The sequence below is a fragment of the Pseudomonas sp. FG43 genome (genome assembly GCF_057809175.1).
In genome coordinates this window covers 1-24,362 of record NZ_JBMDJL010000027.1, presented here as the reverse complement: position 1 = coordinate 24,362, position 24,362 = coordinate 1, and the positions used below count along the sequence as shown (strand labels likewise).

Sequence of the window (24,362 nt, the reverse complement as noted above, 5' to 3'; positions counted from 1 at the left end):
AGGAAAGCTGTTCCATGCCGCAGGTGGATCCCGATTTGTTCGACCGCGGCCAGTTCCAGGCCGAACTGGCCTTGAAGGCAAGCCCTATCGCCGCCTTCAAGAAAGCCATCCGCAACGCTCGCGACGTGCTCGACGAGCGCTTTCGCGAAGGCCGGAATATACGCCGCCTCATCGAGGATCGGGCCTGGTTCGTGGATAACATCCTGCAACAGGCCTGGGATCAGTTCGACTGGAGCGAAGACGCCGACATCGCCCTGCTGGCCGTCGGCGGCTACGGTCGCGGCGAACTGCACCCTTATTCGGATATCGACCTGCTGGTCCTGCTGGACAGCGCCGATCACGAGGTCTTCCGCGAATCCATAGAACGTTTTCTGACGCTGCTGTGGGACATCGGCCTTGAAGTCGGGCAAAGCGTGCGCTCTGTCGATGAGTGCGCGCAGGAAGGCCTGGCCGACCTGACCGTCATCACCAACCTGATGGAAAGCCGCACCATCGCAGGCCCGGAACGTCTGCGCCAGCGCATGCTGGAAGTCACCAGCACTCAGCATATGTGGCCGAGCAAGGACTTCTTCCTGGCCAAGCGCGCCGAGCAGAAGACCCGGCATCACAAGTACAACGACACCGAATACAACCTTGAGCCCAACGTCAAAGGCTCACCCGGCGGCCTGCGCGATATCCAGACCATCCTCTGGGTAGCCCGCCGTCAATACGGCACCCTGAACCTGCACGCCCTGGCGGGCGAAGGCTTCCTGCTGGAAAGCGAGAACAATCTGCTGGCCTCCTCCCAGGAGTTTCTCTGGAAAGTACGCTACGCCCTGCACATGCTGGCCGGACGCTCCGAAGACCGGCTGCTGTTCGATTACCAGAGCCGTATCGCCAGCCTGCTGGGTTATCAGGACAGCGATGCGAAGCTGGCCATAGAACGCTTCATGCAGAAGTACTACCGGGTGGTCATGAGCATCGCCGAGCTGAGCGACCTGATCATCCAGCATTTTGAAGAGGTCATCCTCGCTCAGGATGATGGCAGCAGCACACAACCGATCAATTCGCGCTTCCAGTTGCATGACGGTTATATCGAAGCCACGAACCCGAACGTGTTCAAACGCACCCCGTTCGCCATGATCGAGATTTTCGTGCTGATGGCCCAGCACCCGGAGATCAAGGGCGTGCGTGCCGATACCATTCGCCTGCTGCGCGAACACCGGCACCTGATCAACGATGATTTCCGCAACGACATCCGCAATACCAGCCTGTTCATCGAACTGTTCAAGTGTGAACTCGGCATTCACCGCAACCTGCGCAGGATGAACCGCTACGGCATTCTGGGCCTGTACCTGCCCGAATTCGGCCATATCGTCGGGCAGATGCAACATGACCTTTTCCACATCTATACGGTGGATGCGCACACGCTGAACCTGATCAAGCACATGCGCAGGCTGCAATACGCCGATGTGGCCGAAAAATTCCCGCTGGCCAGCAAGCTCATGGCACGCCTGCCCAAACCGGAACTGGCCTATCTGGCCGGCCTGTATCACGACATCGGCAAGGGGCGCGGCGGCGACCACTCCGAACTCGGCGCCGTGGACGCCCAGGCCTTCGGTGTGCGCCATCATCTGCCAAAATGGGATACGCACCTGATCCAGTGGCTGGTCAGCCACCATCTGGTGATGTCGACCACCGCACAGCGCAAGGACCTGTCCGACCCGCAGGTCATCCATGACTTCGCGCAGTTCGTCGGCGACGAAGTCCACCTCGATTACCTCTATGTGCTGACTGTCGCCGACATCAATGCGACCAACCCGACGCTCTGGAACTCCTGGCGTGCGAGCCTGTTGCGCCAGCTGTACACCGAAACCAAGCGGGCCTTGCGCCGCGGCCTGGAAAACCCGGTCGATCGCGAAGAGCAGATTCGCCGCACACAGATTGCCGCACTGGATATCCTGGTGCGCAACGGCGTCGACCCGGACGATGTGGAACAGCTCTGGTCCGCGCTGGGTGATGATTACTTCCTGCGCCATACCGCTGGCGACGTGGCATGGCACAGCGATGCCATCCTTCAGCAACCTGCCGATGGCGGCCCGCTGGTCCTTATAAAGGAAACCACGCAGCGAGAATTCGAGGGTGGTACCCAGATCTTCATCTATGCCCCGGACCAGCATGATTTCTTCGCCGTGACCGTGGCTGCGATGGACCAGTTGAACCTGAACATTCATGACGCCCGCATCATTACGTCCAGCAGCAAGTTCACCCTCGACACCTATATCGTGCTGGACAACGATGGCGGCGCCATTGGCGACAATCCCGAGAGAACCCGGCAGATCCGTGATGGCCTGACCGAAGCCCTGCGCAACCCGGACAACTACCCGACCATCATCAAGCGTCGCGTACCGCGCCAGCTCAAGCATTTCTCCTTTGCGCCCCAGGTGACGATCCATAACGATGCACAACGCCCGGTGACCGTACTGGAACTGCTGGCGCCGGACCGCCCTGGATTGCTGGCACGTATCGGCAAGATTTTCCTGGAGTTCGATCTGTCCTTGCAGAACGCCAAGATCGCGACCCTGGGCGAGCGCGTGGAAGACGTGTTCTTCATTACCGATGCCAACAATCAACCGCTCTCCGACCCCCAGCTGTGCAGCCGTCTGCAGGAAGCCATCGCCAAGCAATTGAGCCTCAACTCAGAGCCGGGCGGCAATTTGCGAATCAATATCTAGGGGTCTGTACGAAATGTTTTCGAGCGAAGGTGAGCCTGTTTTCAACGCAGTATCACCGAGCGCAGATACATTTCGTACAGAGCCTGAAGAATCGACTCAACGGCACCTTAACCGGTGCCCAGCCATTGAGAACCCAGCACCATGAATAACGCCATGCAACAGCTTCAGCCTTACCCGTTCGAGAAGCTTCGCGCTCTGCTCGGCAGCGTAACGCCCAACCCGGACAAGCGCCCCATAGCCCTGTCCATCGGCGAGCCGAAGCATCGTTCACCCGAGTTCGTCGCCAAGGCCCTGGCCGACAACCTCGACCAAATGGCGGTATATCCAACAACGCTGGGCATCCCGGCCCTTCGCGAAGCCATTGCCAGCTGGTGCAACCGCCGTTTCAATGTGCCTGAAGGCTGGATCGACCCGGCGCGCAACGTCTTGCCGGTCAACGGCACCCGCGAAGCGCTGTTTGCCTTCACCCAGACCGTGGTCAATCGTAGCGACGATGGTCTGGTGGTCAGCCCCAACCCTTTCTATCAGATCTACGAAGGCGCGGCGTTCCTGGCCGGCGCTCAACCGCACTACCTGCCATGCCTGAGCGAAAACGGTTTCAACCCTGACTTCGATGCTGTCACGCCGGATATCTGGAAACGCTGCCAGATCCTGTTCCTCTGCTCGCCCGGCAACCCGACCGGCGCGCTGATTCCACTGCCGACCCTGAAAAAGCTGATTGCCCTGGCCGACGAGTACGATTTCGTGATCGCGGCGGACGAATGCTACAGCGAGCTGTACTTCGACGAGCAGACACCACCGCCTGGCCTGCTCACAGCCTGCGCCGAACTGGGCCGCCAGGACTTCAAGCGTTGTGTGGTCTTCCACAGCCTGTCCAAACGCTCCAACCTGCCGGGCCTGCGCTCAGGTTTTGTGGCGGGCGACGCCGATATTCTCAAGGCCTTCCTGCTGTACCGCACCTACCACGGCTGTGCCATGCCGGTTCAAACCCAACTGGCCAGTATCGCGGCCTGGAATGACGAAGGGCACGTACGCGCCAACCGCGACCTGTATCGCGAGAAGTTCGACGCAGTCCTGGAAATCCTCGCTCCCGTGCTGGATGTACAACGCCCGGATGGCGGCTTCTACCTCTGGCCGAACGTGGGCAAGGATGACGCCGGGTTCTGCCGCGACCTGTTCGTCGATCAGCATATAACAGTAGTGCCGGGTTCCTACCTGTCCCGCGAAGCCAATGGCATCAACCCGGGCGCTGGCCGCGTACGTCTGGCGCTGGTTGCACCACTGGCCGAATGCATCGAAGCCGCCGAGCGGATTCGCGCCTTCATCACGCGCTGAGTGTTGCGATTCCATGGCACGCAACGTGCCATGGAACAAGATCATTTCAGAAACAGCTTATAGAACGCTCCCGACCAGACTGCTCTCAACACAGCCCGGCCGGGCACAGTACGTTTGGGCGTGGCATAATCGCGGGCTGAACTCTGGGAAGATAGTGGGGCATCAGGGGAAACCCGGTGACTCTAGGGTAAAACAATGACTTACACTCTATACGGCATCAAAGCCTGCGACACGATGAAAAAAGCTCGTACCTGGCTCGATGAACATACCGTGAGCTACGAGTTTCATGATTACAAGACACTTGGCATTGACCGTGAGCACCTGACGCAGTGGTGCGATGAACACGGCTGGCAAGTGGTGTTGAACCGCGCGGGGACGACCTTTCGCAAGCTCGATGACGGACAGAAGGCCGATCTCGATCAGGCAAAGGCAATCGAACTGATGCTCGCGCAGCCGTCGATGATCAAGCGCCCGGTGCTGGATCTTGGCGATAAAACCCTGATTGGTTTCAAACCCGACCTGTATGCAACGGCCATCGCCTGATTGAGATGGCCCTTTAATTGGCAAGAGGAATTTGCATGTCTACTACCCTGTTCAGCCTGGCCTTCGGTGTCGGCACTCAAAACCGTCAAGGCGCGTGGCTGGAAGTCTTTTACGCCCAGCCGCTGATCAACCCGTCGGCTGAGCTGATTGCCGCTATCGCGCCGGTTCTGGGCTACAGCGCTGGCAACCAGGCCATTGCGTTCAACACCGACCAGGCCTCGAAACTGGTCGATGCGGTCAAATCCATCGATGCCGCTCAAGCTGCCCTGCTGACTCGTCTGGCTGAAAGCCACAAGCCGCTGGTCGCCACTCTGCTGGCAGAAGACGCGCCCCTGACTTCAACGCCTGAGGCCTACCTCAAGCTGCACCTGCTGTCCCATCGTCTGGCCAAGCCACACGGTCTGAATCTGGCCGGTATCTTCCCGCTGCTGCCAAACGTTGCATGGACCAGCCAGGGTGCAGTGGATCTGGCCGAGCTGGCCGAGCGTCAACTCGAAGCACGCCTGAAAGGCGAGCTGCTGGAAGTCTTCTCGGTGGACAAGTTCCCGAAAATGACCGACTACGTAGTGCCGAGCGGCGTGCGTATCGCTGACAGCGCACGTGTTCGCCTGGGCGCCTACGTGGGCGAAGGCACTACCGTGATGCACGAAGGTTTCGTCAACTTCAACGGCGGCACCGAAGGTCCGGGCATGATCGAAGGCCGTGTTTCGGCAGGCGTCTTCGTCGGCAAGGGTTCCGACCTCGGCGGCGGCTGCTCCACCATGGGCACCCTGTCCGGTGGCGGCAACATCGTCATCAAGGTCGGCGAAGGCTGCCTGATCGGCGCCAACGCCGGTATCGGCATTCCTTTGGGCGACCGCAACACCGTCGAAGCCGGCCTGTACATCACTGCCGGTACCAAAGTCGCTCTGCTCGATGAAAACAACGAGCTGGTCAAAGTCGTCAAGGCTCGCGACCTGGCAGGTCAGACCGATCTGCTGTTCCGTCGCAACTCGCAGACCGGCGCAGTGGAATGCAAGACCCACAAGTCGGCCATCGAGCTGAACGAAGCACTGCACGCTCATAACTGATGCCGTGTCCGGGTACAGGGTTTCACATCCTGTACCCGCTCCATCGAGCTGGATGAACAATGCCCCTCATTTCTCCATGGCGCGCTGACTTCCCTGCCATCGACGCCCTTCAGCGCCAGGGCCAGACGTATCTGGACAGCGCTGCAACCACGCAAAAACCCCAGGCATTGATCGATGCCCTGACCCATTACTACGCAAACGGTGCCGCCAATGTGCATCGTGCGCAGCATTTACCCGGTGCTCACGCCACCCAGGCGTTCGAGGACAGCCGCAACAAGATTGCCCACTGGCTGAACGCCAGTGAATCCGGCCAGATCATTTTCACCCACGGCGCAACCTCGGCGCTCAACCTGCTGGCTTACGGCCTGGAGCAGGAGTTTGCCGCAGGCGACGAAATCGTTATCAGCGCACTGGAACACCACGCCAACCTGCTGCCCTGGCAGCAACTGGCCCAGCGCCGCGACCTGAAACTGGTGATCCTGCCACTCGACAGCAATGGCCTGATCGACCTGAATGCGGCCACTACGCTGATCGGCCCGCGCACTCGCTTGCTGGCAGTCAGTCAGCTCTCCAACGTACTCGGCGCCTGGCAGCCATTGCCACGCCTGCTTGAGCTGGCCAGAGAACAAGGCGCATTGACGGTAGTGGATGGCGCCCAGGGCGTGGTCCATGGCCGACATGATGTGCAGGCACTGGGTTGCGATTTCTATGTATTTTCCAGCCACAAGCTCTATGGCCCGGACGGGCTCGGCGTGCTGTATGCCAGCAACGCAGCACTGCCACGCCTGAAACACTGGCAATACGGCGGTGAAATGGTACTGGACGCCGATTACCACCGGGCCCGTTTCCGCTCCGCGCCCCTGGGTTTCGAGGCCGGTACGCCGCCGATTGCCAGCGTGATCGGCCTGGGTGCGACCCTGGATTATCTGGACAGTCTGAATCAGCAGGCCGTGGCCGAACATGAAGCCCGGCTGCATCAACGCCTGCTGGAAGGCCTGCAACAGCGTGACGGCATTCGCGTGCTGGGTTCGCCGGAACTGGCGCTGGTCAGCTTCGTAGTCGATGGCATACATAACGCCGATCTGGCTCATCTGCTGACTGAACAGGGCATTGCCGTACGCGCAGGCCATCATTGTGCGATGCCACTGCTCAAGAACCTTGGTCTGTCAGGCGCAATCCGTGTATCACTTGGCCTGTACAACGACTCGGATGACCTGCTGCGCTTTTTCAGTGCTCTGGATCAGGCGCTGGAGTTGCTGCGATGACTCTGACCACAGGCGCGCAAACGGCACTGGACACCTTCAGCCAGCTTCAAGGCTGGGAGCAACGCGCTCGCCTGCTGATGCAATGGGGCGACCGGCTGCCCGCCCTGAGCGAAGACGAAAGATCCGAAGAGCATCTGGTGCAGGGCTGTGAAAGCAAGGTCTGGCTACTGGGCACTGTCAGCGATGGACGCTGGCAGTTTCGGGCCGCCAGTGATGCACGGTTGATTCGCGGTCTGGTGGCGCTGCTGCTGGAGCGGGTCAACGGCCTCTCGGAGCAGGAACTGCTGGAGGTGGACCTGCCCGACTGGTTCAATCAACTGGGCCTGAGTCGCCAGTTGTCACCTTCGCGCAGCAACGGCCTGAACGCCGTGCTGCACAAGATGCGGCAACTGGCTCACGCCTGAGGCAGCGGAGCCGAAACCGGTTTTACACGCTCGGAAGGACGCCGTGTTCCGGCCACCAGCTTGTCGATAGCCCGGGTGGCCGCGACCATGCCGAAGGTCGCCGTCACCATCATCACCGCACCGAAACCTCCCGCGCAGTCGAGTTTGACGCCATCCCCCACGAAACGCTTCTGCAAGCAGATGCTGCCATCAGGCTTGGGATAGCGCAGTTGCTCGCTGGAAAACACACAGGGCACGCTGTAGTGACGGTTCGGAGTGCGGGAGAAACCGTATTCGCGGCGCAGAGTCGAGCGTACCTTGGAGGCCAGCGGATCGTTGAAGGTGCGGTTCAGGTCACCGATCTGAATCTGGGTTGGGTCAATCTGCCCGCCAGCACCACCGGTGGTCACGATCTGGATCTTGCGCCGCTTGCACCATGAAATCAGCGCGGCCTTGGCGTTGACGCTGTCGATGCAGTCGATCACGAAGTCCAGATCCGGGGTGATGTAATCCGCCATGGTGTCACGGGTCACGAAATCGCTGACCGCATGCACGACACACGCCGGGTTGATCGCCTTTATCCGCTCAGCCATGACCTCGACCTTGGGCCGGCCCACCGTACTGTCCAGCGCATGCAACTGGCGATTGCTGTTGCTGACGCAGACGTCGTCCATATCGAACAGGGAAATCTCGCCTACACCGCAGCGAGCCATGGCCTCGGCCGCCCAGGAACCCACGCCGCCGATACCGACCACGGCCACATGGGCTGCGCGCAAGCGTTCCAGCCCCTCAACGCCGTACAGACGGGCGATGCCTGCGAACCGTGGATCTTCTGTGCTCATGTCAATTACCCCGAAAAACCGGCGCGCATTATAAGAGGTTTGGCAGAGGCTCGGCACCCTTCTCATCGCCTGACTGGCAATCACTGCCTACGGAGCACTGAACAAGAAGATAAAAAAGGCCGCAGCAAACATGCAAAAGGCCATGGACATATCGATCAGGAAAGCGCGCCCATCAACTCGAAACAACCCACCACAACTAAATATATACATCCCCCAAGCGAATTATTTTGTTTATAAATCAGGATCAGCACAACAACACACTGACTAGATGAACTCTATATTCTGACGTTTCAAAAAAACCATATCTGTGCAATCAGAAAAATGACAAAACGGATGCATGTTCATGAGCACTCTCAACACCAGCCCACTTGACTCACCTCAGGAACAAGTTGCCTTTCACGAAAAACGCTGGCAAGCATTAACCGTTATCTGTCTGGCAACTCTTATGATCGTGCTGGATACAACGATCGTGAACGTGGCACTCCCGTCCATCAAACTGGACCTGGGCTTTGACGATGCCTCATTGGCATGGGTCATCAATGTGTATCTATTGACCTTTGGCGGGTTTCTGCTGCTGGGCGGCCGCCTTGGCGATCTGTATGGGCAACGAGCGGTTTTTATCTGGGGGACCAGCCTGTTTACCATCGCATCACTGGCCTGCGGTATCGCGACGACTCAAGAAACACTCATCGCAGCCCGCGCATTTCAAGGCTTTGGCGGCGCACTGCTCACCGCAACAGCGCTGTCGCTTATCATCCGCCTGTTCACGGACCCGACTGAACGTGCAAAAGCCATTGCAGCCTACAGCTTCGTGTGTACCGGTGGCGGCAGTATCGGAGTGTTGCTGGGTGGCGTCCTGACCAACCTCTATGAGTGGTATTCGATTTTCCTGATCAATCTGCCGACAGGTGTTCTTGTCCTCGCGTTGAGCAGGCGCTTGCTTCCACATGCCGAAGCAACGGAAAAAGGCGCTCTCGATATAGCGGGGGCAATCACGATAATTGCAGCGTTGATGCTGGCCGTTTACGCAATCATGAATGGCAATCATATCGGTTGGCGTTCTACGAGCACACTTAGCCAACTTGCCACTTCGGCACTACTTTTCATTCTGTTTATCGTTATAGAACTTCGTACGAAAGCTCCTTTGATCCCTGTACGACTTTTCCGCTCAAGGAGTCTGACAACAGCCAATTTCATTGGCGTACTTTGGGCAACTTCCATGTTTGCCTGGTTTTTTCTTTGTGCCCTGTATCTTCAACAAGTACTGGATTACTCACCTCTTGAGGTCGGGCTGGCGTTTCTTCCGGCCAATCTGGTGATGGCGTTGTGCTCATTACTCCTGTCTTCCAGGCTCATCATTCGCTACGGGGTAAAACTGCCGCTGGTCCTTGGGCTCGCGCTCGCTGCCGCAGGCCTTTTCCTGCTGGCCAAGGCACCTGCCGCCGGTAACTTCCTGCTTGATATCCTGCCGGGCATGCTGCTGATCGGCGTGGGCGCAGGGATGGGCTTCAACCCCATACTGGTTGTCGCCATGGGCGATGCAAAACCCGGCGAAGAAGGCATCGCCTCGGGGATCGTCAATACCTCTTTCATGCTCGGAGGCGCAGTGGGTCTGGCCATTATCAGCAGCCTGGCTTCGTACTATAACGAACGACTCGCAGAAGCCGGTTACACAGCACTGGAAGCCTTGAGTGGCGGTTATGGCGCGGCCTTCCTGCTGGGTGGCCTGCTGTCTCTTCTGGCCTCAGTAACCGGCGCAGTATTCCTGCGCAAGTAATGGCGACGATGACGCTGATTGAAAGTCCGGGTATCGAACGGCAGTCATGAACGCCGTTTAACTTCGTTTTGCTTTAAGATATCCGCCTTTTCGCGCCCATAGCCTTGCTACCGGAGTTCAGTTCATGACGGCCCCAGCCGACCTTTCGCCCACGCTTCAACTCGCCTGCGACCTGATTCGCCGTCCATCGGTCACTCCGGTCGATGCCGATTGCCAGACCGTGATGATGCAACGTCTGGGCGATGCGGGCTTCAAGCTGGAGCCCATGCGCATCGAAGACGTCGACAACTTCTGGGCAACACATGGCACCAGCGAAGGTCCGGTGCTGTGTTTCGCCGGCCACACCGATGTGGTGCCGACCGGCCCTGTCCAGGCCTGGCAGAACGATCCGTTCGATGCGCTGATCGACGAACACGGCATGCTCTGCGGCCGTGGTGCTGCTGACATGAAAGGCAGTCTGGCTGCAATGCTGGTGGCGTCCGAGCGTTTCGTCAGCGATTACCCGAATCACAAGGGTTCGGTGGCATTCCTGATCACCAGCGATGAAGAAGGCCCGGCGCACCATGGCACCAAGGCTGTCGTTGAACGTCTTGCTGCCCGTAAAGAGCGTCTGGACTGGTGCATCGTCGGCGAGCCATCGAGTACAACACTGGTGGGCGACGTGGTGAAAAACGGTCGTCGCGGCTCGCTGGGCGCCAAACTGACCGTACGCGGTGTCCAGGGCCATGTGGCCTATCCGCATCTGGCTAAAAACCCGATTCATCTGGCTGCCCCGGCACTGGCCGAACTGGCTGCCGAGCACTGGGACGATGGCAATGCGTTCTTCCCGCCGACCAGCTTCCAGATATCCAACCTCAATTCCGGTACGGGCGCGACCAACGTGATCCCCGGTGATCTGGTGGCTGTGTTCAACTTCCGCTTCTCGACCGAATCCACTGTCGAAGGCTTGCAGCAACGTGTCGCCGCAATCCTCGACAAGCACGGTCTGGACTGGCACGTGGACTGGGCGCTGTCGGGTCTGCCATTCCTCACCGAACCCGGCGCATTGCTGGATGCGGTTTCGGCCAGCATCAAGCAGGTCACCGGGCGCGAAACCAAGGCTTCCACCAGTGGCGGCACTTCGGATGGCCGTTTCATCGCGACCCTGGGCACTCAAGTGGTTGAACTGGGGCCGGTCAATGCGACTATCCATCAGGTCAACGAACGCATCCTGGCCAGCGATCTCGATGTCTTGACCGAGATCTACTACCAGACCATGGTCAAGTTGCTCGCCTGATGCTGACCTGCCCGATCTGTTCGGCGCCTCTGGGCGCCGCCGACAATGGCGTGGTCTGCCCAGCCAATCATCGCTTCGACCGTGCGCGTCAGGGCTATCTGAACCTGTTGCCCGTGCAGCACAAGAACAGCCGTGATCCTGGAGACAACCAGGCCATGGTCGAGGCCCGGCGTGACTTCCTGAATGCCGGGCATTACGCACCGGTGGCGCAGCGTCTGGCCGAACTGGCTGCCGAGCGCGCCCCGGCTCACTGGCTGGACATCGGTTGTGGTGAGGGTTACTACACCGCGCAGATCGCCGAAGCCCTGCCTCACGCCGATGGCTATGCGCTGGATATTTCCCGCGAAGCGGTCAAGCGTGCCTGCCGTCGCAACCCGAAGCTGACCTGGATGGTCGCCAGCATGGCCCGCGTGCCATTGCCGGACGCCAGCTGTCAGTTTCTGGCCAGCGTCTTCAGCCCGCTGGACTGGAAAGAAGCCAAGCGCCTGCTGACGCCCGGTGGCGGCCTGATGCGCGTCGGCCCGACCAACGAGCACCTGATGGAACTGCGCCAGCGACTCTACGATGAAGTGCGCGATTACGCTGACGACAAGCATCTGGCCATTGTGCCGGAAGGCATGCAGCTACAACACAGCGAAACCTTGCGCTACACCCTGAAGCTGATCGACGGGCAGTCACGCGCCGACCTGCTGGCCATGACGCCTCACGGATGGCGTGCCAGCGCCGAGCGTCGCACAGCGGTCATCGAGCACCCAGGACCTTTCAAGGTCACCGTATCCATGCGCTACGATTATTTCGTGCTGCAGTAGCATTCAAACGAGGCCCCCATGCGCCAACCCGATATCGAGATTTACCTGAAAGACGAAGACGTCGATCACAAGGCCATCGCCCAATGGCTCGGGACCGTACTCGGTCCTTGCAGCGACTGGACCCAGAAAGGCCAGACCTGGAAATGCAAGGCCGGCAATGTTCCGGTCACCTGGCTGCCAAAGGCTGTCGGCAAATGGAACAGCCTGTACCTGGAAAGCGACCAGACCCCGTGGGAGGACGATATCGCCTGCGCCCGCGCCGCCTTCGCTGCACTCAATGTCGAAGTACGCTGCGCGCCGGGGACCTGGGTCGAAGAAGAAAGCGACGATGCCGCCGACCGCTGGATTCGCATCAGCGCCGATGGGGAAGAAGAGATTACCTGGCGCACTTCGTAAAGACATACAGCAAGCACAAGATATCGATATCGAGTGATTGGGCCGCAATCCGTGGGGGGACCTTGGCCGCGACAGCCAGTTTGAAGACGCTAAAAATGTGTTGCCTGTCAATTGGGGTCGTCGCGGCCAAGGCCTCTCCCACTTCATGACATATATGCCGTAACCGATCAGCATCAGGCTCGCTTGCCACCGCTATCGGCCGCTTTGCCGATACCGGGCAGATACGGCACACTGACGCCCATCGGGCGCTCGCCCCTACATCCCACTCAGCAGAAGCCGTATGACCCGTTCCCCGTTCCGTCGTCTTGTATTCGGCACTCTGCGCCGGTTGCTGTATCTCTGGGTTCGCTCGGAAACCATCAACCAGTCGTCCTTCACGCTCAATCTGGATCGCAGCCGTCCGGTGTTCTATGTACTGCAATCGCCTTCACTGAGCGACCTGGCAGTCATCGATACCGAATGCCGCAAGGCAGGCCTGCCGCGCCCGATCCTGCCTGTACCGGTGGGCAATCTGATGGAGCCCGCTGCGTTCTTTTATCTGACGCCCGAGCCGGACTGGCTGGGTCGCCAGGACAAGCGCGGTGCGCCGCCCACTCTGGAGCGACTGCTTGAGGCGGTCAGCCGCAACCCCGCCGAAGATGCTCAGATCATTCCGGTCAGTGTGTTCTGGGGACAATCGCCGGACCATGAATCCAGTGCGTGGAAACTGCTGTTCGCTGACAGTTGGGCGGTTACCGGGCGTCTGCGCCGCCTGGTCAGCATCCTGATTCTGGGCCGCAAGACCCGCGTACAGTTTTCAGACCCCATCCACCTGCGTGATCTGATCAACGAGAACAAGAGCCCTGAACTCACCCTGCGCATGAGCCAGCGCTTGTTGCGTGTCCGCTTTCGCAACCTGAAAAGCGCGGTGATCGGCCCCGACGTTTCGCACCGCCGCAATCTGGTCAAAGGGCTGCTGGACGAACCGATGGTCCAGCAGGCCATCGTGGAAGAGGCCGAGCGCGAGAAGATCACTCACGAAAAGGCCCGGGAGCAGGCTCTGCGTTATGGCAACGAAATCGCCTCGGACTACACCTATTCGGCCATCCGTTTTCTGGAAGTGGTGCTGAGCTGGTTCTGGAACAAGATCTACGACGGTATCAAGGTCAGCCATATCGAAGGCGTACAGAACGTCGCGCCCGGCCATGAAGTGATTTATGTCCCGTGCCACCGCAGCCACATCGATTACCTGCTGCTGTCCTATCTGCTGTTTCGCAACGGCCTGACTCCGCCGCACATTGCGGCTGGCATCAACCTGAACATGCCAGTGATCGGTGGCTTGCTACGGCGCGGCGGCGCGTTCTTCATGCGCCGCACCTTCAAGGGCAACCCGCTGTATACCGCCGTTTTCAACGAATACCTGCATACCCTGTTCACCAAGGGTTTCCCGGTCGAGTACTTCGTCGAAGGTGGCCGTTCGCGTACCGGGCGCATGCTGCAACCCAAGACCGGCATGCTCGCCATTACCCTGCGCAGTTTCCTGCGCAACTCGCGCATGCCCATCGTGTTCGTCCCGGTGTATATCGGCTATGAGCGGGTGCTCGAAGGTCGTACCTACCTGGGCGAATTGCGCGGTGCCAGCAAGAAGAAAGAATCGATCTTCGATATCTTCAAGGTGATCGGCGCCCTCAAGCAGCGTTTCGGGCAGGTGTCGGTGAACTTTGGCGAGCCGATCAAGCTGGCACAGTTCCTCGATAACGAACAACCCGACTGGCGTGAGCAGGAGCTGGGGCCGCAGTTCCGTCCGGCGTGGCTCAATGAAACCACCAATCGCCTGGGCGAGCGTGTGGCTCAGCATCTGAACGAAGCTGCCGCCGTCAACCCGGTGAATCTGGTGGCCGTAGCATTGCTCTCCACCCAGCGGCTGGCGCTGGACGATCAGGCCATGGAGCGGGTGCTGGATCTGTACCTGACACTGCTGCGAAAAGTACCGTACTCACCGCACACCACATTGCCAGAGGGCGATGGCCGGGCGCTGATCGAGCATGTCAAAGGCATGGATCTGCTGGCCGAGCAAAAGGATGCGCTGGGCAAGATTCTGTATCTGAACGAACAGAACGCGGTCTTGATGACCTACTACCGCAACAACGTGCTGCATATCTTCGCCCTGCCCTCGCTGCTGGCAAGCTTCTTCCAGAGTTCGTCGCGCATGAGCCGTGAGCAGATCCTGCGCTACACCCGTGCGCTGTATCCGTATCTGCAATCGGAGCTGTTCATTCGCTGGACGCTGGAAGAGCTGGATGAAATCGTCGACCAGTGGCTGGCCGCATTCGTCGAGCAAGGCCTGCTGCGCTTCAAGAACGATGCCTTCGTACGCCCGGAACCGAGTTCGAGGGAGTTTGTACAACTGACGCTGCTGTCCAGGGCCATCGCCCAGACCTTGCAGCGTTTCTACATGGCCATCTCGTTGCTGCTCAACAGCGGCCAGAACACGCTCAGCGCAGAAGAGCTGGAAGACCTGTGTACAGTCATGGCTCAGCGGCTGTCGATCCTGCATGGCCTCAATGCGCCGGAGTTCTTCGACAAGAGCCTGTTCCGGCACTTCATCCAGACCTTGCTCGACCTCGGCGTGCTGCGCAAGGACAGCGCTGGCAAGTTGAGCCATCACCCGCTGCTCGGTGAGCTGGCGGAGGGTGCAGCCAAGCGTGTACTGCCGGCAGAGATTCGCCTGTCGATTCGACAGGTGGCGCTGCATAACGAGATCGAAGAAACGCCTGCCGCAGATTGAGCCACGTTTTTCCGGTTCCCTGATAACCTCAATTCAGGGTCGCGCTGACGGTCGTGTCAGCGCGACTTCCAAGACTCTACAAAATAAGGATGCTGCCATGCTTCGCCCATCGTTTACCTTTGCCGGCCTGTGTGCAGGCCTGCTGCTGTCGGCTAACGTGTTTGCCCTGTCTCTTGGCGACCTGTCGCAATCGGATGCCACAGGCGGGCTCAAGGATGCACTGACTCAAGGCGCGCAAGTCGCGGTCAAACAACTGGGCGTTCCCGGCGGTTTCAGCAATAACCAGGAAGTGCGCATCGAGTTGCCGGGCAATCTGGGCAAGGTCGCGAAAAAGATGAAACAGTTCGGCATGGGCGCCCAGGTCGATCAACTGGAAGCCAGCATGAACCAGGCCGCCGAAGCCGCTGTGCCTCAGGCTCAGGCCCTGCTGGTGGATGCCGTCAAGAAAATGAGCGTGGCCGATGCCAAGTCGATCCTCAGTGGCGGCAAGGACTCGGCCACCCAGTACCTGAACAGCAGCAGCCGTGAGCAGATCCGCGCCAAGTTCCTGCCTATCGTCAAGCAAGCCACCGACAAGGTAGGTCTGGCACAGAAATACAATGCCTTTGCCAGCCAGGCAGCAACCCTGGGCGTTCTGGACGCGAAAAGCTCCAATATTGAAGGCTATGTGACTGAACAAGCGCTCAACGGCCTGTTCGAGATGATCGCCAGACAGGAAGAAAGCATCCGCGCCAACCCGGCTGCCGCAGCGACCGGATTGGCGAAGAAGGTGTTTGGAGCGCTCTAAACCGAGTAGGAGCGGATTCATCCGCGAATGGTTTCGCGAATGAATTGGCTCCTACGGTCGTTTTACCCTGAACCACGCCGCATAAAGCGCTGGCAGGAACAGCAAGGTCAGCGCAGTAGCGACAATCAGGCCGCCCATGATCGCGACCGCCATCGGGCCGAAGAACAGGCTGCGTGACAGCGGGATCATGGCCAGGACGGCGGCCAGTGCAGTCAGCACGATCGGGCGGAAACGGCGTACCGTGGCCTCAATGATGGCGTGCCATTGATCCTGCCCACCGGCGATATCCTGCTCGATCTGGTCCACCAGAATCACCGAGTTACGCATGATCATCCCGGACAGGGCGATGGTGCCCAGCATGGCGACGAAGCCGAACGGCTGATTGAAGATCAGCAGGAACAGCGTCACGCCGATCAGGCCCAAGGGGGCCGTCACGAACACCATGAACATGCGTGAAAAGCTGCGCAACTGGATCATCAGCAAGGTCAGCACGACCACGATGAACAGCGGCACACCGGCATTCACCGAGTTCTGCCCGCGAGCCGAATCCTCAACGGTGCCGCCCACTTCCAGCAGATAACCATCCGGCAGTTCAGCACGTACCGGCTCAAGGGTCGGCAGGATCTGCTGGACCAGTGTCGCAGGCTGTTCCTTGCCATAGATATCGGCACGTACGGTCACACTGGGCAAACGGTTGCGGTGCCAGATGACGCCTTCTTCAAAACCATATTCCAGTGTTGCAACCTGCGACAGCGCGACGCTGGCTCCACTTTGCGTGGGCACCGCCAGGCTCGACAGTGAACCCAGTTGCTCACGCTCGTTACGAGTGCCGCGCAGCAGGATTTCGATCAGCTCATCGTCCTCGCGGAACTGGCTGACGCTGGAGCCGGTAAGCGAATGCCGCAGGAAGGATGAAAGATCCGCCGTGGTAACGCCCAGCGCCCTCGCCCGGTCCTGATCGATATTCAAATGCACGACCTTGCTGGGCTCCTCCCAGTCCAGATGGACATTGGAGACATGCGGGTTCTCCCTCACTTTCTCCCGGACCTGACGAGCCAGAGCCCGAACCACCTCGATATGCTCGCCCGTCACCCGGAACTGCACCGGGTACCCCACGGGCGGGCCGTTTTCCAGGCGCGTCACCCGTGAACGCAAGGTGGGGAATTGCTCGTTGAGGCTGGTAATCAGCCAACTGCGCAAGGCTTCACGATCCTCGATGCTTTTGGCCAGCACCACGATCTGGGCAAAACTCGGAGCGGGCAGTTGCTGATCCAGCGGCAGATAGAAACGCGGCGAACCGGTACCCACGTAAGCCACGTAGTTATCGATCCCCGGATGATCCTTGAGCATCTGTTCCAGTCGATTCACCTGCTCGGCCGTATTGTGCAGAGACGCACCTTCCGTCAGTTTCAGATCAACCATCAATTCAAGACGTCCCGATGCCGGGAAGAACTGCTGCGGAACGAAGCGGAACATCACCACCGACAGGACGAACAGGGCAACGGTCGCGACAATCACCGTCTTGCGCCGCTCGACGCACCACCCCACCAGCGCACGCACACGCTTGTACATGGGTGTTGCGTAAGGATCGGGAGCATTCGTGCCATGCTTGGCCGCATGAATCTTCGCCAGATCCGGCAGCAAGCGGTCGCCCAGATAAGGCACAAACATCACCGCGACAATCCAGGACGCGATCAGGGCAATGGTCACGACCTGAAAGATCGAACGGGTATATTCGCCGGTACTCGACAGTGCAGTGGCAATAGGCAGGAAACCGGCCGCAGTAATCAGGGTGCCGGTCAGCATCGGGAACGCCGTGCTGGTCCAGGCGAAGCTGGCCGCCTTGAGCCGGTCGTAGCCCTGCTCCATTTTTATCGCCATCATTTCCACAGCAATGATCGCGTCATCCACCAGCAAACCCAGCGCCAGCACCAGAGCGCCAAGGGAAATCTTGTGCAGGCCGATCCCCAGGTAATACATGGTGGCGAAGGTCATGGCCAGAACCAGTGGAATCGCCAGGGCGACCACCATGCCGGTACGCATCCCCAGAGAGAAAAAGCTCACCAGCAAGACAATGACCAGCGCCTCGGCCAGTACCTGAACGAACTCACCGACACCGGTTTTTACCGCCGCGGGCTGATCGGATACCTTGCGCAACTGCATGCCCGCGGGCAGGTTGTTCTGCAGACGGGCAAACTCGCCTTCCAGCGCACGGCCCAGCACCAGAATATCGCCACCATCCTTCATGGCCACGGCCAGGCCGATTGCATCCTCATCCATGAAGCGCATGCGCGGTGCCGGCGGATCGTTGAAGCCTCGATGCACTTCGGCCAGATCGCTGATACGCAACGTGCGATCCCCGACCCGAATCGGGAAGTTGCGAATTTCATCCACCGACTGGAAACGCCCGCTGACCCGCAACTGAATACGCTCGGCCGGGGTTTCAAAGAAGCTCGCAGACGACACCGCATTCTGCGCCTCAAGGGCCTGCTGCACGGTCTGCATGGGCAGGCCCAGCGTGGCCAGCTTGATGTTCGACAGCTCGATCCAGATTTTCTCGTCCTGCAAGCCGATCAGCTCAACCTTGCCGACATCCTTGACCCGCTGCAAACGGATCTGAATGCGTTCGGCATAATCCTTGAGCACGGCGTAGTCGAAGCCTTTGCCGGTCAGTGCATAGATACTGCCGAAGGTCGTGCCGAACTCATCGTTGAAAAACGGCCCCTGCACGCCTTCAGGCAAGGTTTGCCGAATATCGCCGATCTTCTTGCGCAACTGGTACCAAAGTTCGGGCAATGCCGAAGAAAAGATCGAATCGCGAGCCATGAATGTCACGGTCGACTCGCCAGGACGCGAGAACGAAGAAATCCGCTCGTACTCACCGGTTTCCATCAGTTTCTTTTCGATTCGATCCGTCACTTGCCGCGCCACTTCCTCGGCACTTGCTCCCGGCCACAGGGTACGAATGACCATGGCCTTGAACGTGAAAGGAGGATCTTCGCTTTGCCCAAGCTTGGTGTAGGAAAGCGCACCGACCACAGCCAGCACGATCATCAGATACAGGACGACCTGGCGGTGGCGCAGCGCCCATTCGGAAAGATTGAAATTCATCCGCGCCTACTCCTTGGCAGCCATTTTTACCGCACGGTTGCTGCGGTCTACCGGGCGGATCTGCTCGCCTTCACGCAGCACATGCACACCGGCAGCGACTATCCAGTCGGTTTCTTTCAGGCCTTCGAGCACTGGCACCGATTCCTGCCCATACGGCCCAAGCTGCACAGGGGTACGCTTGAGGGTGCTGTCAGGATTTACCCGCCAGACGTAACTGGCGCCATTTTCCGAAGTGACGGCCGACAGTGGCACCGCCAGCGGGACCGCTTGCTCGGCGGCAATAAACACTCGCGCACTCTGGCCCAGCTCGGCCGGAATCTGCCCGGTGGCAAAGGAAATGCGGGCGGCAAAGGTGCGTGAACGCGGATCGGCTGCCGGTGAAAGCTCACGAATGCGACCGGCAAAACGCTGATCGCGCAGGGTCCACAGTTCGACTGAAACCGGCTGGCCAACCTTGAAACGGGCAAAGTTCTGTTCCGGCAGACTGATCAGGACTTCCCGCTCACCATCTGCCGCCAGGGTAAAGACCGTCTGGCCTGCTGCAACCACCTGCCCGACTTCCACCGAACGTGCGGCGATGACGCCATCCTGCGAGGCACGCAAAACGGTGTAGCTGGTCTGGTTATCGGCGACGGTCAATTCAGCCTTGATCTGCTTGAGCCGGGCTTCGCCGGAACGATAAAGGTTTTCCGCGTTGTCGTACTGCGAGCGGCTGACCATCTGCCGATCCAGCAGGGTCTTGTAGCGATCACGCTCGGAACGTACCAGGTTCAGGTTGGCTTCTGCGGCGCCCACCTGAGCACGGGTCGCTTCCAGTTGCAGGCGCACATCTTCAGCATCCAGTTCGGCCAACGGCTGGTTGGCCTTGACCCGTTGCCCCACCTCGACCAGACGCTTGCTGACCTTGCCGCCAATACGAAACGCCAGCTCAGGCTCGAAACGAGCCCTCACCTCACCGGGATAACTGTCCACCGATTGCGAGGAAAGCAATGGCTGCACCACCATTGCAGGGCGCACCACTACAGGCGCAGCCACTTCCTGACCACATGCTGTCAGCAGCGACAACAGACAAAAAGGCACGACAAGAGACAAAGCATCGCGGAACATGATGTGGACCTTTGCACAATAGGGCTTGGAATAATTGTACCGGCGAGTATATTAAAATATTTCAAACTCTCCAGTTCATTATTTCAACATATGCCAAACACTTCGTTAAACGCAGGTCCAGGTCGCCCCAAAAACCTGGAAAAACGCAAAGCCATTCTGGAAGCCGCGAAAGACCTTTTCGTGCGCCATGGCTATGCCAATACCAGCATGGACAGCATCGCCACCGAAGCGGGCGTCTCCAAACTCACGGTCTATAGCCACTTCACCGACAAGGAAACATTGTTCTCAGCAGCCGTGGTCGCCCGCTGCGAAGAACAGATGCCTGCCCTGTTTCTTCATCTGAACAGTGATTTACCGGTCGAAACGGTGCTGCTGAACATCGCCCGGGCATTCCAGAAACTGATCAACAGCCCTGAATCGCTTGAGCTGAACCGCCTGATGGTCAACCTGGGTACTCAGGACCCGAAACTGTCGATGATCTTCTTCGAGGCTGGGCCACAACGCATTCTCAGCGAGATGGAGAGCCTGCTGAGGCAGATAGACAAGGCAGGCGGGTTGCGCATCCAGTCGCCGAAAACCGCCGCCGAGCACTTTCTGACCATGGTCAAAGGGCTATGCCATTTCCGTCTGCTGGTGGGCTGCGGAGAGCTGCCCGACGAAGACACCGCCGAGCAGCATGTTCGGGAGGTGGTGGAATTGTTCATGCGGGCTTATGGGGTTTAGCACTGCAAAACTGTGGGAGCGACTTCAGTCGCGAAGGTCACACTGCGCTGGATTTACTGGCCTCTCGCGAATGAATTCGCTCCCACACACGCGGGAATTTAGCTCTTGAGGGCCTTCTTCGGATAAATGTCATAACGGCTGGACTTACCATCCAGCGCATAACCCGGTTTGGGGCCTTCGATGCAGGGTGCCTTGCGTGGGCGTTTGACCACTACTCGGTGGGTCGCCAGGGCAAGAGCGGCCTCCAGCAGGGCTGGCGCGTCCATGTCATCGCCCACCAGCGGACGGAACAGGCGCATTTCCTTTTTCACCAGCGCGGTCTTTTCACGATGCGGGAACATCGGGTCGAGGTAGATCACCTGTGGCGGCTCACCCTCCCATGCGCGGATCAGTTCGATGGAATTGCCGGTCAGCAGACGCATCTGAGCGATGATCCCGCCCACGTCAGCGTCATGACGCCCGCGCAGCAAGCCATCTTCCAGCAAGGCGGCAATGATCGGCTGACGCTCGATCAGGCTCATTTCGCAGCCGAGACTGGCCAGCACGAATGCATCCTTGCCCAGCCCCGCCGTGGCATCCAGAACCCGTGGCCGCACGCCCGGCTGAATACCGACGGCCTTGGCGATCATCTGCCCGCTACCGCCGCCGAACAGACGACGATGGGCCACCGCGCCCTCGACAAAATCCACTCGCACGGGGCCTGGAGCATCGTCGCCCAACTGCTGCAATTGCAGGCCATTGTCGCCCAGTTGCAGGGCAAAGTCGGCCTGTTCGTCCTGCAAAGGCAGGTTCAGACGCTGCGCCCACAGCGATGCCTGATCCTGTCCGCTCACCGTCAGGGCTTCGACCCGTATGCGGCTGCCCGCTTGCTGCTCACTCATTCGCTGCACACACTCAAAAAATGTTAATGATCGGCAAAATCTGCCGATAACCAAGTATCGGGCATTTTGCCAGACCCAAGGCCAGAACTGATCGCCATGTCAGAGATTGTTCAATCATCCATCGGCTACTTGTCGCACGCAGGCGACTACAGCCTCAGCAACAGCCGCACCCTGACCGGTGTCACGCAGTTGTGGTCGGATGCATTTGCCCGGGCGATGGCAGAACAGATCGGTGACGGCAGCAAGCCTGAGCAAGCGCCGATCAAGATTGAAGTCGATGTTGAAACCGGCGAACCGGTCACTGGCGCACGTACACTGAGCAAGATCGTCGAGCAGCGCGCATGCCCTGTTACCGATACTCAGGTCAAACCACCAGAGCCGCTGTTCCTGCCGATTGCCGAATTCGAACTCGACCTGCTGCCACCGGCTGCCGAGCCTTTCAGCATCAGCGAAATCATCGAACAGCAACGCCACCTGGAATTCGACAGCAACTGGGTTCGCCCGACCGTGGTCAACCCTTACAACTACAACGGCAACCCGGGTCCAGGCCCGCAACCGCGCCCTCTGCACCTGCCGATTGCCGAATTCGAGTGGGAGCTGGCCGACAAGCCTGCCTTGCCACTGGACGAAGAAACCATCCAGGCTCAACAGCGCCAGTTCGACTATGAAAACGGCTGGGCTCGTCCGCTGATCCTGCAAAACCTGCGCATGGCTGCCTAGGCTCTGCTTGAAATGTTTTCGAGCGAAGGTGAGCCTGTTTTTAACGCAGCATCACCGAGCGCAGATACATTTCATATAGAGCCTAACGACACACCTGCCACAACCCCATATCCAGATGAAAATGATCACGATGCGCCGCGTTGTATTCCGGCCCCAGCACCGTGCTGAAGTTCTTGCAGGCGCCATCGCGCACCAGCCTTAGAAAGCGCCCCTTTTCACCGTCATCATTCCAGTCCTTGAGCAGGTTGATTCTCTGCCCGTCAGCCAGACGAAACCCTGCGATATCCAGAGCATTGGCGGTGGCGTGCTGACTGAGACGGCTATTGGCACGGTTATAGACGTTGCGACAGGCAAAGCTGCCCAAGTGATCGATCCGAGCGACACGCTGACCAAACACGGCCTGGGCGGCGGGCTGCAAAGTGTGGATATCGAACAAGGCATAGGCCACAGCAAGCGGGCAACTGGCCAGAAAGCTGCTGCTCAAGGCGATATCGCCACCCTGTATGCGCAAGGTGTTCTGCAAGGGACATCGGGCAGACGGGTCGCTGTCGGCCTGACGACTGAAACGCAGGCTCGATGAACCCAGCGCCAGATCGCACAGCGCCGGGTCATCCTTCAACCGCGCCAGTTTGAAAGGCGTCAGCAGGTTAGGCTCAAGCCGCACATCCAGAGGTGCCCACGGGTTCCACTGCGGCGGTACATCGATCCAGCCTCGCCAGACTGCGACAACGGCTCCCGCACACAACAGCAACCCCAGCAGAAAAATCCGCATCCTCAGCGTTTGAACAATTCATTGAGCTGAGCGAATGGCAGCCCCTGCTCGGCATAGCTGAAGGTGCCGTGGGTGCGGATCTCTTCTGCGGCCCGATACAGCGCACCGAAGGCCGCACGCGCCATGGAAGAGCCCACGCTGATGCGCCTGACGCCACACTCGGTCAGGTCCGCCACCGACAGGGTCACGCCGCTCAGCCCCATCAGAACGTTCACAGGCTTGGGCGCTACGGCACGAACTACGGCGATGACTTCCTCACGAGTCCGCAATCCTGGTGCATACAACACGTCTGCACCGGCTTCGGCGTAGGCTTCAAGGCGGCGCAGGGTGTCGGAGAAATCCAGCCGGCCATGCAGCAGGTTCTCGGCACGTGCCGTCAGCAGAAAGGGAAACGGCAGGCTACGCGCAGCTGCAACCGCCGCCCTGACGCGCTCGACGGACTGCTCGAAATCGTAGATGGGCCTTGTCGCATCACCACTGGCATCCTCGATGGAGCCACCGACAATCCCGGTTGCAGCGGCCTTCAACAAGGTCTCGGCGCATCCTTCAGGGCTGTCGGCAAAGCAGTTCTCCAGATCGGCAGCTACTGGCAACTCGGTTGCTGCAACGATGGCGGCGATATTCTCCAGCCCCTCATCGCGACCGACTGCGCCTTCGGCATCGGCTCGCCCAAGACTGAAAGCAAACCCGGCGCTGGTGGTCGCCAAGGCCTCGAACCCCAGCGAAGCCAGCAGTTTTGCCGAGCCCGCGTCCCAGGGATTGGGAATGACAAAAGCGCTATCGCGCTCATGCAGTGCCTTGAATGCTTGTGCCCGGTGCAGTTGTCGAGAGTCCATGAGCTTTTTCCAGGTCATCGTGATGTGGGTGTCTATTGAACCCACAACTATCGACCTCAGAGCAAGCCCAGTTGCTCAACTTGCGGCCCGCGATCCAGCTCGGGCAATGGCGCCAGCCCCGGCAGGCGCGCCATCAGAAACCGATGAAAACGCTGGGCCAGGTCGGGGGCCTTCAGGTTGTCCGGGGTATGGATGTCTAGTCCTGAAATAGGTTTACACCTGTTTCAGTCTCAAAACGCCCGATGCAC

The 24,362-nt window shown here is 59.3% G+C and carries 20 protein-coding genes and 1 pseudogene; 14 read left to right on the top strand and 7 right to left on the bottom strand.

Annotation, left to right across the window (positions count from 1 at the left end; all coding sequences use genetic code 11):
• Positions 1-14 precede the first annotated feature (14 nt).
• From ACODS3_RS24305 to ACODS3_RS24280, 6 genes are all read left to right on the top strand, one after another.
• Entirely contained in the window at positions 15-2,714 is a 2,700-nt protein-coding gene (locus ACODS3_RS24305; protein WP_201017892.1) for a [protein-PII] uridylyltransferase, read from the top strand.
• A 141-nt stretch (positions 2,715-2,855) separates the two neighbouring features.
• Complete coding sequence (dapC, locus tag ACODS3_RS24300) at positions 2,856-4,049, top strand: succinyldiaminopimelate transaminase (protein ID WP_489036642.1); 1,194 nt, start codon at positions 2,856-2,858, stop codon at positions 4,047-4,049.
• A 195-nt stretch (positions 4,050-4,244) separates the two neighbouring features.
• Positions 4,245-4,592, top strand: coding sequence for an ArsC family reductase (locus tag ACODS3_RS24295; RefSeq protein ID WP_201017894.1), 348 nt, complete (start codon positions 4,245-4,247; stop codon positions 4,590-4,592).
• A gap of 35 nt (positions 4,593-4,627) precedes the next feature.
• Complete coding sequence (gene dapD / locus ACODS3_RS24290; protein WP_489036640.1) at positions 4,628-5,662, top strand: 2,3,4,5-tetrahydropyridine-2,6-dicarboxylate N-succinyltransferase; 1,035 nt, start codon at positions 4,628-4,630, stop codon at positions 5,660-5,662.
• Between the two features lie 59 nt (positions 5,663-5,721).
• On the top strand, positions 5,722-6,927 hold the full coding sequence (locus ACODS3_RS24285) for an aminotransferase class V-fold PLP-dependent enzyme (protein WP_201017895.1): 1,206 nt from the start codon (positions 5,722-5,724) through the stop codon (positions 6,925-6,927).
• Entirely contained in the window at positions 6,924-7,331 is a 408-nt protein-coding gene (locus ACODS3_RS24280; protein WP_201017896.1) for a SufE family protein, read from the top strand. The genes ACODS3_RS24285 and ACODS3_RS24280 overlap by 4 nt, the downstream gene beginning before the upstream one ends.
• Here ACODS3_RS24280 and tcdA read toward each other — a convergent pair.
• Positions 7,322-8,152, bottom strand: coding sequence for a tRNA cyclic N6-threonylcarbamoyladenosine(37) synthase TcdA (gene tcdA / locus ACODS3_RS24275; RefSeq protein ID WP_489036637.1), 831 nt, complete (start codon positions 8,150-8,152; stop codon positions 7,322-7,324). The genes ACODS3_RS24280 and tcdA overlap by 10 nt on opposite strands.
• 343 nt (positions 8,153-8,495) lie before the next feature.
• On the opposite strand from tcdA, the gene ACODS3_RS24270 reads away from it, so the two are divergent.
• The 6 genes from ACODS3_RS24270 to ACODS3_RS24245 all read left to right on the top strand — a co-directional run bounded on the left by ACODS3_RS24270 (position 8,496) and on the right by ACODS3_RS24245 (position 15,964).
• A complete protein-coding gene (locus ACODS3_RS24270; RefSeq protein WP_489036635.1) occupies positions 8,496-9,929 on the top strand; it encodes a DHA2 family efflux MFS transporter permease subunit in 1,434 nt (477 codons plus the stop codon).
• Positions 9,930-10,053: 124 nt separating this feature from the next.
• Entirely contained in the window at positions 10,054-11,205 is a 1,152-nt protein-coding gene (dapE, locus tag ACODS3_RS24265) for a succinyl-diaminopimelate desuccinylase (protein WP_201003602.1), read from the top strand.
• Positions 11,205-12,014: a putative RNA methyltransferase gene (locus ACODS3_RS24260; RefSeq protein WP_489036633.1), complete on the top strand. Its 810-nt coding sequence runs from the start codon at positions 11,205-11,207 to the stop codon at positions 12,012-12,014. The genes dapE and ACODS3_RS24260 overlap by 1 nt, the downstream gene beginning before the upstream one ends.
• Before the next feature lie 18 nt (positions 12,015-12,032).
• Positions 12,033-12,410: a hypothetical protein gene (locus ACODS3_RS24255; RefSeq protein ID WP_201017899.1), complete on the top strand. Its 378-nt coding sequence runs from the start codon at positions 12,033-12,035 to the stop codon at positions 12,408-12,410.
• Between the two features lie 280 nt (positions 12,411-12,690).
• Positions 12,691-15,177, top strand: a complete 2,487-nt coding sequence (gene plsB / locus ACODS3_RS24250; protein ID WP_489036631.1) for a glycerol-3-phosphate 1-O-acyltransferase PlsB — start codon at positions 12,691-12,693, stop codon at positions 15,175-15,177.
• Positions 15,178-15,274: 97 nt separating this feature from the next.
• The gene (locus tag ACODS3_RS24245; RefSeq protein WP_201017900.1) at positions 15,275-15,964 is read left to right on the top strand and encodes a DUF4197 domain-containing protein; all 690 of its coding nucleotides are present in this window, start codon (positions 15,275-15,277) and stop codon (positions 15,962-15,964) included.
• A 51-nt stretch (positions 15,965-16,015) separates the two neighbouring features.
• Here the strand turns inward: ACODS3_RS24245 and ACODS3_RS24240 are convergent, their stop codons facing one another.
• Together ACODS3_RS24240 and ACODS3_RS24235 are read right to left on the bottom strand one after the other, a co-directional pair.
• Complete coding sequence (locus tag ACODS3_RS24240) at positions 16,016-19,075, bottom strand: efflux RND transporter permease subunit (protein ID WP_201017901.1); 3,060 nt, start codon at positions 19,073-19,075, stop codon at positions 16,016-16,018.
• Between the two features lie 6 nt (positions 19,076-19,081).
• Positions 19,082-20,182 carry an efflux RND transporter periplasmic adaptor subunit gene (locus ACODS3_RS24235; RefSeq protein WP_201017902.1) on the bottom strand — a complete coding sequence of 367 codons (1,101 nt, stop codon included), beginning with the start codon at positions 20,180-20,182 and terminating at the stop codon, positions 19,082-19,084.
• 90 nt (positions 20,183-20,272) lie between these two features.
• Between ACODS3_RS24235 and ACODS3_RS24230 the strand changes: the two genes are divergently transcribed.
• A complete protein-coding gene (locus ACODS3_RS24230) occupies positions 20,273-20,905 on the top strand; it encodes a TetR/AcrR family transcriptional regulator (RefSeq protein WP_201017903.1) in 633 nt (210 codons plus the stop codon).
• Positions 20,906-21,003: 98 nt separating this feature from the next.
• Here the strand turns inward: ACODS3_RS24230 and ACODS3_RS24225 are convergent, their stop codons facing one another.
• Positions 21,004-21,786 (bottom strand): class I SAM-dependent methyltransferase, encoded by a 783-nt coding sequence (locus ACODS3_RS24225; RefSeq protein ID WP_304575024.1) that lies wholly within the window; start codon positions 21,784-21,786, stop codon positions 21,004-21,006.
• A 96-nt stretch (positions 21,787-21,882) separates the two neighbouring features.
• Between ACODS3_RS24225 and ACODS3_RS24220 the strand changes: the two genes are divergently transcribed.
• Positions 21,883-22,506, top strand: coding sequence for an energy transducer TonB (locus ACODS3_RS24220; RefSeq protein WP_201003620.1), 624 nt, complete (start codon positions 21,883-21,885; stop codon positions 22,504-22,506).
• 82 nt (positions 22,507-22,588) lie between these two features.
• On the opposite strand, the gene ACODS3_RS24215 is transcribed toward ACODS3_RS24220, so the two are convergent.
• The 3 genes and pseudogenes from ACODS3_RS24215 to ACODS3_RS24205 form a co-directional block, all read right to left on the bottom strand.
• Positions 22,589-23,278, bottom strand: a complete 690-nt coding sequence (locus ACODS3_RS24215) for an extensin-like domain-containing protein (protein ID WP_201017905.1) — start codon at positions 23,276-23,278, stop codon at positions 22,589-22,591.
• A 2-nt stretch (positions 23,279-23,280) separates the two neighbouring features.
• Positions 23,281-24,114 carry an isocitrate lyase/PEP mutase family protein gene (locus ACODS3_RS24210; protein ID WP_489036626.1) on the bottom strand — a complete coding sequence of 278 codons (834 nt, stop codon included), beginning with the start codon at positions 24,112-24,114 and terminating at the stop codon, positions 23,281-23,283.
• Between the two features lie 56 nt (positions 24,115-24,170).
• Positions 24,171-24,308: pseudogene (locus tag ACODS3_RS24205) on the bottom strand (DUF72 domain-containing protein); the annotation flags it as partial.
• Positions 24,309-24,362 lie beyond the last annotated feature (54 nt).